Source organism: Sphingomonas trueperi (genome assembly GCF_040545965.1).
GTDB lineage: Bacteria > Pseudomonadota > Alphaproteobacteria > Sphingomonadales > Sphingomonadaceae > Sphingomonas > Sphingomonas trueperi_C.
The window spans coordinates 126,485-140,300 of the sequence record NZ_JBEPMV010000006.1; the positions used below are offsets into that span (position 1 = coordinate 126,485).

Here is a 13,816-nt window from a genome sequence, read left to right on the forward strand (position 1 = left end):
GAATCAGCGTGAACAAGTTCGGGTTGCTGGCGGCGGTGGGGACGGTTGCGCTCGCCTCCGGCATGGGGATGGCGCAGGACGGGCCGAAGATCGGCGACGCGCCGCAGGTCCAGCCGGTGCAGGTCGATCCGCGCCGCCCCGATTGGGAGAACCCGGCGGTGTTCGCGCGCGGCAAGATGCCGGCCAGCGCCACGCATTTCCCCTATGAGAGCCGCGCCGCCGCGCTCGCGGGCGATCCCGCCAGGTCGAGCCGCTATCTGCTGCTCGACGGCCAATGGTCGTTCCACTTCTCTCCTTCGTCGGACGCGGTGCCGAACGGCTTCGAGAAGCCGGACTACAACGTCGCCAAGTGGAAGCGCATCAAGGTCCCCGCCGACTGGCAGACCGAAGGCTATGACCAGGCGCGCTACAACAACATCACCTATCCCTTCCCGGCCAACCGTCCGCTGATCCCGCACGCGACCAACCCGGTCGGCTCCTATCGGCGAGACGTGCAGCTGCCGGCGAACTGGTCCGGGCAGGACGTGATCCTGCACATCGGCGCGGCGGGTTCGGCCTATCAGGTGTGGGTAAACGGCGTCGAGGCGGGCTACTCGCAGGACTCCAAGCTGCCTTCCGAGTTCGACGTGACCAAGCTGGTCCATGCCGGGCGCAACACGATCGCGATCCAGATCCATCGCTGGTCCGACGGTAGCTATCTGGAAGACCAGGATTTCTGGCGCGTCTCTGGCATCGAGCGCTCGGTCTATCTGGCAGCGGCACCCAAGGCGCGCGTCGCCGACCTGTTCGTCCATGCCGGGCTCGACGCGGCGTACAAGGACGGCAAGCTCTCGACCGAGCTGACGCTAACCGATCGCACCGCGCCGCTCACCGCGCGGATGACGCTGCTCGATGGCGACAGGCAGGTACTGATGCGCGAGACGCAGCTTCCCGCCGGTGCCGCGCAGAAGGTAACGCTCGCCGCCGATGTGCCGGGCGTGCGCCCCTGGACCGCCGAGACGCCCAATCTCTACACGCTGCTCGTCGAGCTGGTCGATGCCGAGGGCAAGGTGGTGCAGGCCACCCCGCAGCGGATCGGCTTCCGCACCGTCGAGATCAAGAACGGGCTGGTCAGCGTCAACGGCAAGCCGATCACCATCCGCGGCGTCAACCGCCACGAGCATGATCCGGAGACCTTCCACGTCGTCAGCCATGCGTCGATGGAGCACGACATCCAGCTGATGAAGCGGGCGAACATCAACGCGATCCGCACCTCGCACTATCCGAACGACCCGTATCTGTACGAGCTCGCCGATCGCTACGGCCTCTATGTGATGGACGAAGCGAATATCGAGAGCCACGCGTACATGGATTACGCCAACAAGCATGGCGAACTCCGGTCTCAGCTGCAGGTCGGTTTCGATCCGGCGTGGAAGGACGCGCACGTCTCCCGCGTCGTCAACATGGTCCAGCGCGACAAGAACCACCCCTCGGTGATCTTCTGGTCGCTGGGCAACGAGGCAGGGATCGGCCCGAACTTCGAGGCGGCGGCCGCGGCGGCCAAGGCGGTCGATCCGGGCCGGCTGGTCTCGTACCTCGGCTGGGGAACCTGGGACGGGATCCAGGACCACCGGCCGAACTATTATGCCGACATCTACGCGCCGATGTACGATCCGGCGGTAAAGCTGGAGGATTACGCCACCAACTGGAACTTCAAGCAGCCGGTGATCCAGTGCGAATATGCCCATATGATGGGCAATTCGGGCGGCAATCTGAAGGAATATTGGGACACCATCTACGCCCACCCGAACAAGCTGCAGGGCGGTTTCGCCTGGGACTGGGTCGACCAGTCGATGTATCGCTACACCAAGGACGGGCGCCGCTACTGGGGCGACGGCGGCGAATATGGCCCGAACCCCGGCGGCGATATCGAGTTCGGCGACGGGCTCCTCCAGTCCGATCGCACGCCCAATCCGCAGCTCTATGAGCTCCGCAAGGTCTATGCGCCGATCCAGTTCGACGGCTTCGATGCCGCGGGCGGCACGGTGACGGTGCGCAACCGCCATGATTTCCGCGACCTGTCCGGCTTCACCTTCGATTGGGAAGTGCAGGAGAATGGCGTCGCGGTGGCGAGCGGCACGTTGGCAACGCCGGATGTGGCGGCGCACGGCGCGGGCACGATCGCTCTGCCGCTGGCGGGCATCGCGCGCAAGCCGGGTGCCGAATATTTCGTCACGATCCGCGCCCGTGCCAAGGCCGATGCGGTGCCGCTGGTGCCGGGCGGCACGGTGATCGGATGGGAGCAGTTCGCGATCGATCCTGCCTATCGTTCGGCTGAGGTAACGGCGCCCAAGGGCACGGTGACGATGCAGGACGGGCAGGGGACGATTACCCTCTCGGCCGGCGGCGCGACGCTGGTGGTGAACCGCGCGACCGGCCTGGTCGATCGATACGTCGCCAGGGGCAAGATGCTGCTCAGCGGCGGCGCGCCGCATTTCTGGCGGGCGGTGACCGACAACGACATCGGTATCAGCACCGACAAGCAGCTCGCCGCCTGGAAGGGGATGAGCGAAACGCGCACCGTCGCCTTGGTGCAGGTGCAGGATCTGGGCGAAGAGGGCGCCGAGGTGCGTGTCGCCTACACCATGGGTGGGGGCGCGGTGCGCTTCACCAGCGTCTACCGGATGGCGAGCGACGGTTCGGTCGCGGTCGATGGCCGGTTCGACCCGGTCTCGGGCCAGTTGCCGCCGCCGTTCCGCATCGGCCTCGCCTTCACCACGCCGGGCAGTCTCAAGACCGTCGAATGGTATGGCCGGGGCCCGCACGAAAGCTATGTCGACCGCAAGACCTCGGCCCCGATCGGACTGTGGCGCGGTGCGGTCGCCGAGCAGAACCATGATTACATCCGCCCGCAGGAGACCGGCAACAAGGTCGATGTCCGCTGGATGGAACTGATCGGCGGCGGCTCGGGCCTGCGGGTGCAGGGCGACACGCCGCTGATGATGAACGCGCTCGCCTTCCCCTATGCCGATCTCGACCGGCACGAACCCGGCACCTGGAAGAGCACCGATGTGGTGCCCAAGGCGCAGGGCACGCTGCTGATCGACGCCGCGCAATGGGGTGTCGGCGGCGATACCCAGTGGAGCGAGTTCGGCAAGCCGCTCCCGAAATACCGCACCCAGTTGGTGCCCACCTCGATCCACTTCCGCCTCACCCCGTTCGCGGGCGAGGGCACTACCCCCACCAAGGCGCGCCCGGCGCGCGCGACGGAGAAAGAATGATGCGAAGCCTCATCAGCGCGATTGCGCTCATCGCCGCCATGCCCGCCTTGCCGGCGCTGGCGCAGACCGGCGGCGACGCCGTGACGGTGCATGGCGACCAGCCGGGCGCCAAATATGACCGCCGCCTGTTCGGCCAGTTTGCCGAGCATCTCGGCAGCGGCATCTATGGCGGCCTCTATGTCGGTGCCGACAGCAAGATCCCCAATGTGAAGGGTTTCCGCCGCGACGTGATCGACGCGCTTAAGGCGATCAAGGTGCCGGTGATCCGCTGGCCCGGCGGCTGCTTCGCCGACGAATATCACTGGCGGGAAGGCATAGGGCCGAAGGCGAAGCGCCCGGTAAAGGTCAACACCAACTGGGGTGGCGTGACCGAGGACAATACCGTCGGCACCAACGAGTTCATGGATTTCACCGAGGTTGTGGGCGCCGAGCCCTATGTCTCGGGCAATGTCGGCACGGCGGCCCCCAGCGAGATGGCCGAGTGGGTCGAATATATGACCTCGCCGACCAAATCGACGATCGCCAACCAGCGTCGCGCCAATGGCCGCGACAAGCCGTGGAAGCTGACGATGTTCGGCATCGGCAACGAGCTGTGGGGCTGCGGCGGCGACATGCACCCGGAATATGCCGCCGACGAGACCCGCCGCTACGCCACCTTCCTCAAGGTGCCCGAGGGGCAGCGTCTGATGAAGATCGCCAGCGGCGCCAACTCGGCCGATTACAACTGGACCGAGGTGATGATGCGCAAGGCCGGCGACAAGATCGACGGCATCGGCGTGCACTATTACACGGTGCCCGGGCCCTGGGAGAAGAAGGGCGCAGCGACGGGCTTCGACGAGGAGAGCTGGGCGCGCACGCTCTCCAAGACGCTCAAGATGGAAGAGCTGCTGACCGAGCACGGCAAGATTATGGATAGGTACGACCCCAAGAAGCGGGTCGCGCTGCTCGTCGATGAATGGGGCACCTGGTACGATGTCGAGCCGGGCACGAATCCTGGCTTCCTTTACCAGCAGAACAGCCTGCGCGACGCGATGGTCGCGGCGCTCAACTTCAACATCTTCGCGGCCCATGCGGACCGCGTGCGCGGCGCCAACATCGCCCAGATGGTCAACGTGCTGCAGGCGATGCTGCTGACCGACGGCGCCAAGATGGTGAAGACCCCCACCTATTGGGCGTTCGACCTGTACAAGGACTATATGGACGGCACGGTGCTGCCGGTCGACGTGCAGTCCCGCTGGTACAATAAGGACCAGTGGACGATGCGCGCGGTCAGCGCCAGCGCGGTGCGGGGCACCGACGGCGTGGTCCATGTCGGCCTGGTCAATGTCGATCCCAACCAGCCGGCGAGCGTGAGCGTGAAGCTGGACGGCGTGACCGGCACGGCAGTGACCGGCAAGGTCCTCACCGGCGCCACGATGGACGCGCATAACGACTTCAAGGCACCGGACGCGATCCGTCCGGCGGCGTTCACCGGCGCGACGCTTTCGGGCGGGACCCTGACGGTGCAGGTGCCGGCCAAGGCGATTGTGATGCTCGACATCAAGTGAGCAAGGCGGTTCTTCTGATGGTGGCGGCGGGCTTGCTCGCCGCCGCCGACGCGCCTGCGCCGCGCTGGGATGCGGCCGGGGACGGCAATCCGCTGCTCCCCGGCTATTTCGCCGACCCGTCGATCGTGCGCGATGGCGGCAAGTGGTATATCTACGCGACCATCGATCCCTGGGGCGCCGACACGCTGGGCATGTGGACCTCCAGCAACGGCCGCGACTGGAGCTTCTCCACCCCCGCCTGGCCGACCAAGGCCGCGGCGACCAGCCCGACCTCGGGAGACTCCAAGGTCTGGGCGCCGTCGGTGGTGAAGGCGAAGAACGGGCGCTGGTACATGTATGTCTCGGTCGGTTCCGAGGTGTGGGTCGGCAGCGCGCCGTCGCCCGCCGGCCCCTGGGCCGATGCGCATGGTGGCAAGCCGCTGATCGCGAAGGATTTCGCGCCGGCCTATCACATGATCGACGCCGAGGCGTTCGTCGACGAGGACGGTACGGCCTATCTCTATTGGGGCTCGGGGCTCAACTGGACCAACGGCCATTGCTTCGTCGTAAAGCTGAAGCCCGACATGGTCAGCTTCGATGGCGAGCCCAAGGACGTCACGCCCGCCAATTACTTCGAGGGTCCGTTCCTGGTGAAGGCCGGGCGGCACTATGTCCTCACCTATAGCGACGGCAAGACGACCGAAGACACCTACAAGGTCCGCTACGCGATCGGCGACACGCCGTTCGGCCCGTTCCGCGAGGGGCCGGACAGTCCGATCCTGTCTACCGACAAAAGCCGCGACGTGATCAGCCCCGGCCATCACGCGATCTTCCGCGTCGGCAAGCAGCCCTACATCCTCTACCACCGCCAGTCGCTGCCCTGGCCGCGGCCGGGCGACGACGCGACGCTGCGCCAGATCGCGGTCGATCCGCTGACGATCCATGCCGACGGCACCATCGCGAGGGTCACGCCGAGCCATGGCAGTGTGGTTGCGGGCTTCGTCGCCCGCCGTACGCGGGGCCTGCCGGTCACGCTGAAGGGCGCGGCCGCGGACGCCGTGCATGCAGCCGAGCGGGCAGGGGACGACAATTACGCGACGCTATGGCGCCCCGCGCCCGGCACTGCGCCGCTGCTCGTCGCCGATCTCGGCAAGGTGCAGACCGTCCGCGCGGCGCAGCTGCGGATGGAATATGCCAACCGCGCCTATGACGTCGCGATCGAGGCCTCGGCCGATGGCACGCACTGGCGGCAGGTTGCTGCCAAGTCCGGCGCCAGCGGCTCGCCCATCGTGCTGCCGCTGGCCATCACCGCCCGATATCTCCGTCTGCGCGTGCCTGCGGGTGCCGGTGTATGGGAGTGGCAGCTCTTCTGATCGGCGGCATCGATCAGGGGCGAAACAAAAAATGTTGCGGCGCGACGCCCTCCCATGCGTTAGGCGGGCGGACAAGCTTTCCAATTCCAAGAGGAGCATGACATGGCCTTCGAACTTCCCGAACTGCCGTACGCCAAGGACGCGCTCGCGCCGCACATGTCGGCGGAGACCTTCGACTTCCACCATGGCAAGCACCACAAGGCCTATGTCGACAACTGCAACAAGCTGGTTGCCGACATCCCCGAACTCCAGGGCAAGAAGCTCACCGAGGTGATCGCCTATGCCAAGGACAAGGGCAACAAGGGCCTGTTCAACAACAGCTCGCAGATCTGGAACCACAGCTTCTTCTGGCAGTGCCTGACGCCGAACTATGCGGCGCCCACCGGCAAGCTGGCCGAGATGATCACCCGCGACTTCGGCAGCCACGAAGCGCTGATCGAGAAGCTGAAGGCGGAGTCCGTCGGCCACTTCGCCAGCGGCTGGGGCTGGCTGGTGCTCGACGGTGACACGCTCAAGGTCACCTCGTTCCATGACGGCGATTCGCCCGTCGCGCACGGCGTGAAGCCGCTGTTCACGATCGACGTGTGGGAACACGCCTATTACATCGACTATCGCAATGCCCGCCCGTCGTTCGTCGACACCATCCTGACCAAGCTGGTGAACTGGGACTTCGTCGCCCAGAACCTCGACGGCGAAGGCGCGAGCCGCGCCGACCAGCAGGGCTGAGCCCTATCGGTCCCTCCGCCCGGTGATCGGGCGGGGGGATCAACTTTCCCCGTACAGGTCGCGCTGGGCCTTCTCCAACTCCTCGGCATAGCGCCGCCGCGCATGGCTCTCGGTGATGAGCCCCAGCACCTCGCCATCGGGTGCCAGCACCGCCAGATCGTCCGCCACGCTCGCGTCGAAGGCTTCCAGCACTTCCGCGATCGTCATGTCCGGCGATAGCGCGCGATCCACGAACTTCGCCATGCTGCCGACGCGATCCGCCTGATCGGCGGACGGGCTCCACACCGCGGCGGTCTCGGCGATACCGGCATAATGGTGCTTGGCGTCGAGCAGCACGACGCGCTTGGTGGAGCCCAGCGGGAAGCGGGCGCGGAACGTCGCCACGTCCGTGTCCGCCGCGATCGTCGCCACATCGCGCCGCATCATACGGGCAGCGGTGAGGCCGCGAACCCAACCCACGTCCCGCCCGCTGCGCAGCGTCTCGCCGCGCAGATGCAGCCGCCAGGTGGAGAAGCTGTAGCCGAACATCTCGCGCACGATCGTGCTGGCGATCAGCGTCGCGGCGATGGTGGCGCCGGTAATGCTGAAGTCGTGGGTGACCTCCAGCACCAGCAGCGACATCGTCATCGGCCCGCCGACCACCGCCACTGCGAGCGCTGCCATGCCGACCACCGCAGCATCATCGGGAGCCAAGTGGTGCAGCCCGGGGATCTCGGCGAGCGTCAGCTGGTAGAAGCGCCCGATAAGCGCGCCGAGAAACAGCGAGGCAAAGAACAGGCCGCCCCGAAAGCCGAAGCCCAGCGACACGGCCGAGCCGAGTAGTTTGAGCACAATCACGAGTCCGAGCGAGGCGAGCGTCGCCGTCGCGGCGAGGTTGATGTCCAGCGCGCCATGCCCGCTCGACAGCACCTGCGGGGAGAGCAGCGCGAGCGGGATCATCAGCACGCCGCCGATCAGCGGCGCCCAGGCCGGCCGGATCGGGCTGCGGCGCACGCCGGCCTCCACCAGCGCCACCAGCCGCATCAGCGCGATGCCGAAGCCCGCGCATAATATGCCGAGAAGCGCGTAGAGGAGGTAATCCGCAGTGCCGATCGCATGTACGCCGCCTGCGCTGATCACATAGGGATGGATACCCAGCGTGCGGGCGATCAGCGCGGCAGTCAGTGAGGCAAGAACCACCGGGGCGACGATCGCCGGCGTGTAGGCGCCGAGCACGATCTCGAAGGCGTAGAAAGCCCCCGTGAGCGGCGCCCCGAACGCCGCGCCCAGGCCCGCGCCGGCACCGGCGGCCATCAGCGTCCGCAGGTCCGCCCGCCGCAGCTTCAGCCGCTGGCCGAGCAGCGAAGCGAGACCGCCGCCCGCCTGCGCATAGGCTGCCTCCAGGCCAACGGAGGCGCCAAAGCCGTTGGAGAGCAGGGTCTGGCCCACCACGGTTGCGGTATCGCGCGCGGGAATGCGCCCGCCGTGCAGCGCATTGGCCTCGACCACGTCGATGGTCTTGCGGCGGCGAAGCACCCACAGCGTGAGGCCGAGCAGCGCACCGCCCACCGGCAGGGCGAGCAGGCGGAGCGGGGCGATATGGCTCGCCGCGCTCAGATGCTCGCCGAGCGCCAGCCCGAACAGCACCCGCTGCATGCCCCGCGCGCTCTGGCCGATGGCGATGGCGGCAAGGCTCGCCGCCGCGCCGACGCCGATCGCCAGCAGCAGGAACAGCAAGGTGTTCGAGCGGATCTGCCGGCGCAGTCCATTCGCCGCGCGCACTGCGTGGAAGGTGGCCGGGTGGCGCGGCAGGAACATGGCGGGATCAGCCTTCCGGCGGGACGGGCGCGTCCTCGGGCTTTTCGAGCTGCAGGCCGTGGCGCAGCAGCATCGGGATATTGGCGATCGCGAACACCAGGGTCAGCGGGATCACCACCCAGGTTTTGAACGTCACCCAGCGATCCCAGTCGAGCATGTGGCGCATGACTTCGTTGAGCACCGCCATCGCGACGAAGAACACGGTCCAGTTGATCGTCAGCAGCCGCCAGCCCTTGGCGCTCAGCCCCGGATAGGCCGACTCCAGCATCGTCTGGAGCAGCGGCTTGTTGGTGATCAGGCCATAGCCGAGGATCACCGCGAACATCGCATAGACGATGGTCGGCTTGACCTGGATGAAGGTCTGGTCGTGGTAATAGAGGGTCAGGCCGCCGAACACGAGCACCAGCACGCCGGTGATCCACAGCATCGGCGAGACGTGGCGGGTCTTCCACCAGGAGACGGCGATCGCCGCCGCCATCGCGATCATGAAGGCCAGCGTGGCGGTGAAGATGCGCTGGAGCTGGACGCCGGGGGCGAGGCTGTTGACCGCGAAGAACACGATCAGCGGGCCGTAATCGAGCGCCATGCGCAGGCCGGCGGATGCCTTGGGGCGGGCGGCTGCATCAGCCATGGGTCAGTTCCTCCACGCCGGCAATGATGCGGGCGACCTCGACCGGATCGAAACCGCGCAGATCGTCGACCTTCTCGCCTACGCCGATCGCGTGGATGGGCAGGCCGTATTTCTCGGCCGCGGCAACGAGGACGCCGCCGCGCGCGGTACCGTCGAGCTTGGTCATCACGAGGCCGGTGACGCCCGCCACTTCCTTGAACACCTCGATCTGGTTGAGCGCATTCTGGCCGGTGGTCGCGTCGAGCACCAGCACCACGTCGTGCGGCGCGGCCGGATTGAGGCGGCCGAGCACGCGGCGCACCTTGGCCAGTTCGTCCATCAGCTCGCGCTTGTTCTGCAGACGGCCGGCGGTGTCGACGATCAGCACGTCGGTGCCAATCTCGGTCGCGCGCTTTACCGCTTCGAACACGACGCCGGCGGCGTCACCGCCCTCGGCGCCCGAGACGATCGGCACGCCGATCCGATCGGCCCAGGTCTTGAGCTGGCCGATCGCGGCGGCGCGGAAGGTGTCGCCGGCGGCGACCATCACGCTGTAATCCTGCTCGAGCAGCTGGTTGGCCAGCTTGGCGATCGTCGTCGTCTTGCCCGATCCGTTGACGCCGATGACGAGGATCACCTGCGGGCGCGGGAACGCCTCGATCTCGAGCGGCTTGGCGACTGGCTCCAGCACCTTGGCGACTTCCTCGGCGACGATCACGCGGATGCCGAGTTCCTCCAGGTTGCGCTCGAACTGCCCTTCGGCAAGCCGCGCGCGGACCTTGGCGGCGGTGGCGGGGCCGAGGTCCGAGGCGATCAGCGCCTCCTCGATCTCGTCCAGCGTCGCCTCGTCCAGCCGGGCGAGCGACAGGCCGGCGAGGTTGCCGAGCAGCCGGTCCGACGTCTTGCGAAAGCCGCCGAGCAGCTTTTCATGCCAGCCGGGCCCGCTCATGCGACCAGCTTTCCGTCTTCGACGCGTGCAATCGTCACGTTCACCGTTTCTCCAGTCTGCCAGGGGGCGGTGAGCCGCACCTCGGCGAAATTCTCTGCATGGCCGCGGTCGCCCGGGCGCTCGACCAGCACCTGCTGGCGGCTGCCGACCAGGGTTTCCAGCCAGTTCGCCCGCTGCGCCGCCGCTGCCGCGCGCAGCCGGGCGGCGCGATCGCGGATCGTGGCGGGCGCCACCTGCGGCATGCGCGCGGCGGGCGTGCCGGTGCGCGGGCTATAGGGGAAGATATGCGCATGCACCACGCCGCAATCGGCGATCAGGGCGCGGGTGTTCTCGGACATCGTCTCGTCTTCGGTCGGAAAGCCCGCGATGAGGTCGGCGCCGATGGCGATCTCGGGCCGCGCGGCGCGCAGGCGTTCGGCCAGTGCAACCGATTGCGCGCGGCTGTGGCGGCGCTTCATCCGCTTGAGGATCATGTCGTCGCCCGCTTGGAGCGACAGATGGACGTGCGGCATCACGCGCGGCTCCTGGGTGAGCAGCGCGAACAGCCGATCGTCGACTTCGATCCCGTCGAGCGACGAAAGCCGCAGCCGCTGAAGCTTGGGCACGTGGCGGAGGATGCGCTCCACGAGCGAGCCCAGGGTGGGAGCGCCGGGCAGGTCATGGCCATAGCTGGTGAGGTCGACGCCGGTCAGCACCACTTCGCCATGCGCCTCCGCCAGCATTGCGACCCGATCGATCACCGCGCCCGCGGGCACCGAGCGGCTGTTGCCCCGCCCGAAGGGAATGGCGCAGAAGGTGCAGCGATGGTCGCAGCCATTCTGCACTTCCACGAAGGCGCGGGCGTGGGTGGAGAAGCTGGCGGCGAGGTGCGGCGCGGTTTCGCGCACGGCGAGGATGTCCTGCACCTGCACCTTGGCCTCGGACGCCCAGGCTTGCGGAAGCAGCTTCTCGGCATTGCCGATCACCCGGTCGACCTCGGGCATCGCGGCGAAGGCTTGCGGATCGATCTGCGCCGCGCAGCCGGTAACGACCAGCTCCGCGTCGGGCCGTTCGCGGCGGGCGCGGCGGATCGCCTGGCGCGTCTGCTTCACCGCTTCGTTGGTGACCGCGCAGCTGTTCACGACGATGGCGTCCCTGCCGTCGAGCAGCGCACGGATCGACTCGCCTTCGGCTAGGTTCAGCCGGCAACCCATGTTAAGGATGAGAGGCGAGGAGAGGGACATTGGCCAGCGATCTAAGGACGCCGACCGCAGAAGTCCAACACCGGGCGGGCCAGGTACTGGCCTTCTGGTTCGACGCGCTGCTGCCCGAACAATGGTTCCTGAAGTCCGACGGGGTGGATCGCGAGATCGCCGATCTGTTTGGAGACCTGCGCGATCGGGTGCTGGCCAGCGACGCTGCGGGGTGGGACGAGGATTCCGAAACGCTGCTAGCCGCCGTGATCCTGCTCGACCAGTTCTCGCGCAATATCCATCGCGGGCAGGCCGAGGCGTTTGCGGGCGATCCGCTCGCGCAGCACTTGGCCAAGCTTGCCGTGAAGCGAAGCTGGGATGGGCGCATGTCCAAGGAGCAGCGCCAGTTTCTCTACATGCCGTTCGAACACGCGGAGGATGCCGAACTCCAGGCGCTGAGCCTGCGCTGCTTCGCCGCGCTCGAAGACGAAGAACTGATGGCCTATGCGCGCAATCATGCCGAGGTCTTCCACCGCTTCGGCCGCTTCCCGGGACGCAACGAGGCGCTGGGGCGCATCTCCACCCCCGACGAGCTCGACTATCTCAGCCAGCCTGGAGCTGGCTGGTAGCATCGCCGCCTTCCAGCCGCGGACCGGGCTGGAGGATCAGCCGCCGCTCGGCGAGTAGGCGCCGCGCCCCCGCGATCGACAGCGGCTTGCCATAGAGCCAGCCCTGCGCCTTGGCGCAGCCGATCGCGCGCAGCCGCTCCTCGATCGCGGTGTCTTCCACCCCCTCGGCGGTGATCGGGAGGTTCAGGCTCTCGCCCAGCCGCAGGATCGTGTTGACAATCGCGGCAGAATCCGCGCTCTGGTTGAGCGAGAGGATGAAGCTCTTGTCGATCTTGATCCGGTCGAAGGGCAGGGCGCGGAGATGGGCGAGTGACGAATAGCCGGTGCCGAAATCGTCGAGCGCCAGCCGCACCCCCTGGTTCTTGAGGCTGCCGACGATCGACTGGGCGAGCGCCAGGTTATCGAACAGCGCGCTTTCGGTGATCTCCACTTCCAGCCGGTGGGCGGGAAAGCCGGTCTCGGTGAGCACCTTGATGATCTTCTGCGCCAGCCAGGCGTCGCGCAGTTGCACCGGCGAGATGTTGACCGACAGGCTGAGCCCCGGATCCCAGTCGCGCGCCGCGTGGAAGGCCTGGCGCATGATCGACAGCGACAGGTCGCCGATCAGCCCGGCATCCTCGGCGACGGGAATGAACCGGTCGGGCGGGATCATGCCGTGGGTCGGATGCTCCCAGCGGGCGAGCACCTCGAAGCCGTGCAACCGGCCGCTGGCCAGATCCACCTGCTGCTCGAAATAGGGGGTGATCTCTTCGCGCGGGATCGCGATGCGCAATCCGCTTTCGAGGGCGCTGCGCACCTGCAGCGCGCGTTCCATCGCCGGATCGAACCAGGCGAAGCGGTTCTTCCCCGCCTTTTGCGCCTGATGCATGGCGATGTCCGCGGTGCGCAGCAGCGCGTCGATGCTCGGGCAGTCGAAGTCGGAACGGGCGATGCCGAGCGAGCAGCTGATGTGCAGCACATGGCCTTCCACCTCGAAGGGCTGGGCGAGGCGGGTAACGATGCGCTCGGCGATGCGCTCGACGGTTGCCGGCTCGCGCGGGTCGAAGGCGAAGGCGCAGGCGAACTCGTCGACGCCCAGCCGCCCGGCCAGCGCCATCTGGGGCAGGGCCTGGGCGACTTCCTGCGCCACGGCGCGGATCAGCGCGTCGCCCACCGCATGGCCGTGCAGGTCGTTGATTGCCTTGAACCGGTCGAGATCGAGCACCAGCATCGCCACCGCCTGGCTGCGGCGATGCGCGCGGGCGAACATCGCGGCGCCTTCCTCGGTGAGGCTGTTGCGGTGGAGGAAGCCGGTCAGCGGATCGCGGCTGGCGACGCTGTGTGAGCGCTCGCCGGCGCCGCGACCTGTGGTGCGCGTGGCGAGGCGGCGCGCGCAGAGGAGGATGAGGACCAGGTTTACGGCCTGGGCGCCAAGCAGCCAGCCGCCTGGCACGATCTGCTCGACATGGTCGAACGCCAGTCCCGCGCCGATCGCGAGCGCGAGCAGCGCGGAGGCGACACACAGCGCGTTGAAGATCGCCGCGGTGCGATCCTTGCGCGTGCTCTCCCGCTCCCGTTGCTGTTGCCGCGTCATCGACGCACTACGCCCCTCGTACTAACGAAGCGGCGTTTTCCCATGCAAGGCGTGTAGATCGGGTTAAACCCTAGGAGGTTGCTTTCCGCCGCCACTGCGGCTAAGGGGACCCACCGTTCCTCCGTGGACGCGAGACATTTGCCACCCCAAGGGGTGACGCCGGCCGACGAGGTTTCGTCCGCCGGCGTGTTTTGCGTTTGG

The 13,816-nt window shown here is 67.4% G+C and carries 10 protein-coding genes; 5 read left to right on the plus strand and 5 right to left on the minus strand.

All coding sequences use genetic code 11. The features are described from left to right. Nucleotides 1–8 precede the first annotated feature (8 nt). The 4 genes from ABIC35_RS17230 (at nucleotide 9) to ABIC35_RS17245 (ending at nucleotide 6,885) form a co-directional block, all read left to right on the plus strand. Entirely contained in the window at nucleotides 9–3,260 is a 3,252-nt protein-coding gene (locus ABIC35_RS17230) for a glycoside hydrolase family 2 TIM barrel-domain containing protein (RefSeq protein ID WP_121076585.1), read from the plus strand. Further along, nucleotides 3,260–4,807 carry an alpha-N-arabinofuranosidase gene (locus ABIC35_RS17235; RefSeq protein WP_121076587.1) on the plus strand — a complete coding sequence of 516 codons (1,548 nt, stop codon included), beginning with the start codon at nucleotides 3,260–3,262 and terminating at the stop codon, nucleotides 4,805–4,807. The genes ABIC35_RS17230 and ABIC35_RS17235 overlap by 1 nt, the downstream gene beginning before the upstream one ends. Nucleotides 4,808–4,824: 17 nt before the next feature. Beyond that, nucleotides 4,825–6,159, plus strand: coding sequence for a family 43 glycosylhydrolase (locus ABIC35_RS17240; RefSeq protein ID WP_121079323.1), 1,335 nt, complete (start codon nucleotides 4,825–4,827; stop codon nucleotides 6,157–6,159). A 102-nt stretch (nucleotides 6,160–6,261) separates the two neighbouring features. Further along, nucleotides 6,262–6,885, plus strand: coding sequence for a superoxide dismutase (locus ABIC35_RS17245; RefSeq protein ID WP_121076589.1), 624 nt, complete (start codon nucleotides 6,262–6,264; stop codon nucleotides 6,883–6,885). Between the two features lie 39 nt (nucleotides 6,886–6,924). Here the strand turns inward: ABIC35_RS17245 and ABIC35_RS17250 are convergent, their stop codons facing one another. The 4 genes from ABIC35_RS17250 to mtaB are packed head-to-tail and all read right to left on the minus strand — an operon-like array spanning nucleotide 6,925 to nucleotide 11,464. Continuing rightward, nucleotides 6,925–8,682: a chloride channel protein gene (locus tag ABIC35_RS17250; protein WP_121076591.1), complete on the minus strand. Its 1,758-nt coding sequence runs from the start codon at nucleotides 8,680–8,682 to the stop codon at nucleotides 6,925–6,927. A gap of 7 nt (nucleotides 8,683–8,689) precedes the next feature. Next, nucleotides 8,690–9,313 carry a septation protein A gene (locus tag ABIC35_RS17255; RefSeq protein ID WP_121076593.1) on the minus strand — a complete coding sequence of 208 codons (624 nt, stop codon included), beginning with the start codon at nucleotides 9,311–9,313 and terminating at the stop codon, nucleotides 8,690–8,692. After that, on the minus strand, nucleotides 9,306–10,241 hold the full coding sequence (gene ftsY, locus ABIC35_RS17260; protein WP_121076595.1) for a signal recognition particle-docking protein FtsY: 936 nt from the start codon (nucleotides 10,239–10,241) through the stop codon (nucleotides 9,306–9,308). The genes ABIC35_RS17255 and ftsY overlap by 8 nt, the downstream gene beginning before the upstream one ends. After that, nucleotides 10,238–11,464, minus strand: a complete 1,227-nt coding sequence (gene mtaB / locus ABIC35_RS17265) for a tRNA (N(6)-L-threonylcarbamoyladenosine(37)-C(2))-methylthiotransferase MtaB (protein WP_121076597.1) — start codon at nucleotides 11,462–11,464, stop codon at nucleotides 10,238–10,240. Before mtaB ends, ftsY begins: the two co-directional genes overlap by 4 nt. Here mtaB and ABIC35_RS17270 point away from each other — a divergent pair. Continuing rightward, entirely contained in the window at nucleotides 11,464–12,042 is a 579-nt protein-coding gene (locus ABIC35_RS17270; RefSeq protein WP_121076599.1) for a DUF924 family protein, read from the plus strand. The genes mtaB and ABIC35_RS17270 overlap by 1 nt on opposite strands. On the opposite strand, the gene ABIC35_RS17275 is transcribed toward ABIC35_RS17270, so the two are convergent. Beyond that, on the minus strand, nucleotides 12,017–13,615 hold the full coding sequence (locus ABIC35_RS17275) for a putative bifunctional diguanylate cyclase/phosphodiesterase (RefSeq protein WP_121076601.1): 1,599 nt from the start codon (nucleotides 13,613–13,615) through the stop codon (nucleotides 12,017–12,019). The genes ABIC35_RS17270 and ABIC35_RS17275 overlap by 26 nt on opposite strands. Between the last annotated feature and the right edge of the window lie 201 nt (nucleotides 13,616–13,816).

Bases quoted from the DNA above. Each gene is read 5' to 3' on its own strand.
- ABIC35_RS17235 (WP_121076587.1), top strand. From the start codon at position 3,260: ATGCGAAGCCTCATCAGCGCGATTGCGCTCATCGCCGCCATGCCCGCC.
- ABIC35_RS17240 (WP_121079323.1), top strand. From the start codon at position 4,825: ATGGTGGCGGCGGGCTTGCTCGCCGCCGCCGACGCGCCTGCGCCGCGC.
- ABIC35_RS17245 (WP_121076589.1), top strand. From the start codon at position 6,262: ATGGCCTTCGAACTTCCCGAACTGCCGTACGCCAAGGACGCGCTCGCG.
- ABIC35_RS17250 (WP_121076591.1), bottom strand. From the start codon at position 8,682: ATGTTCCTGCCGCGCCACCCGGCCACCTTCCACGCAGTGCGCGCGGCG.
- ABIC35_RS17255 (WP_121076593.1), bottom strand. From the start codon at position 9,313: ATGGCTGATGCAGCCGCCCGCCCCAAGGCATCCGCCGGCCTGCGCATG.
- ftsY (WP_121076595.1), bottom strand. From the start codon at position 10,241: ATGAGCGGGCCCGGCTGGCATGAAAAGCTGCTCGGCGGCTTTCGCAAG.
- mtaB (WP_121076597.1), bottom strand. From the start codon at position 11,464: ATGTCCCTCTCCTCGCCTCTCATCCTTAACATGGGTTGCCGGCTGAAC.
- ABIC35_RS17275 (WP_121076601.1), bottom strand. From the start codon at position 13,615: ATGACGCGGCAACAGCAACGGGAGCGGGAGAGCACGCGCAAGGATCGC.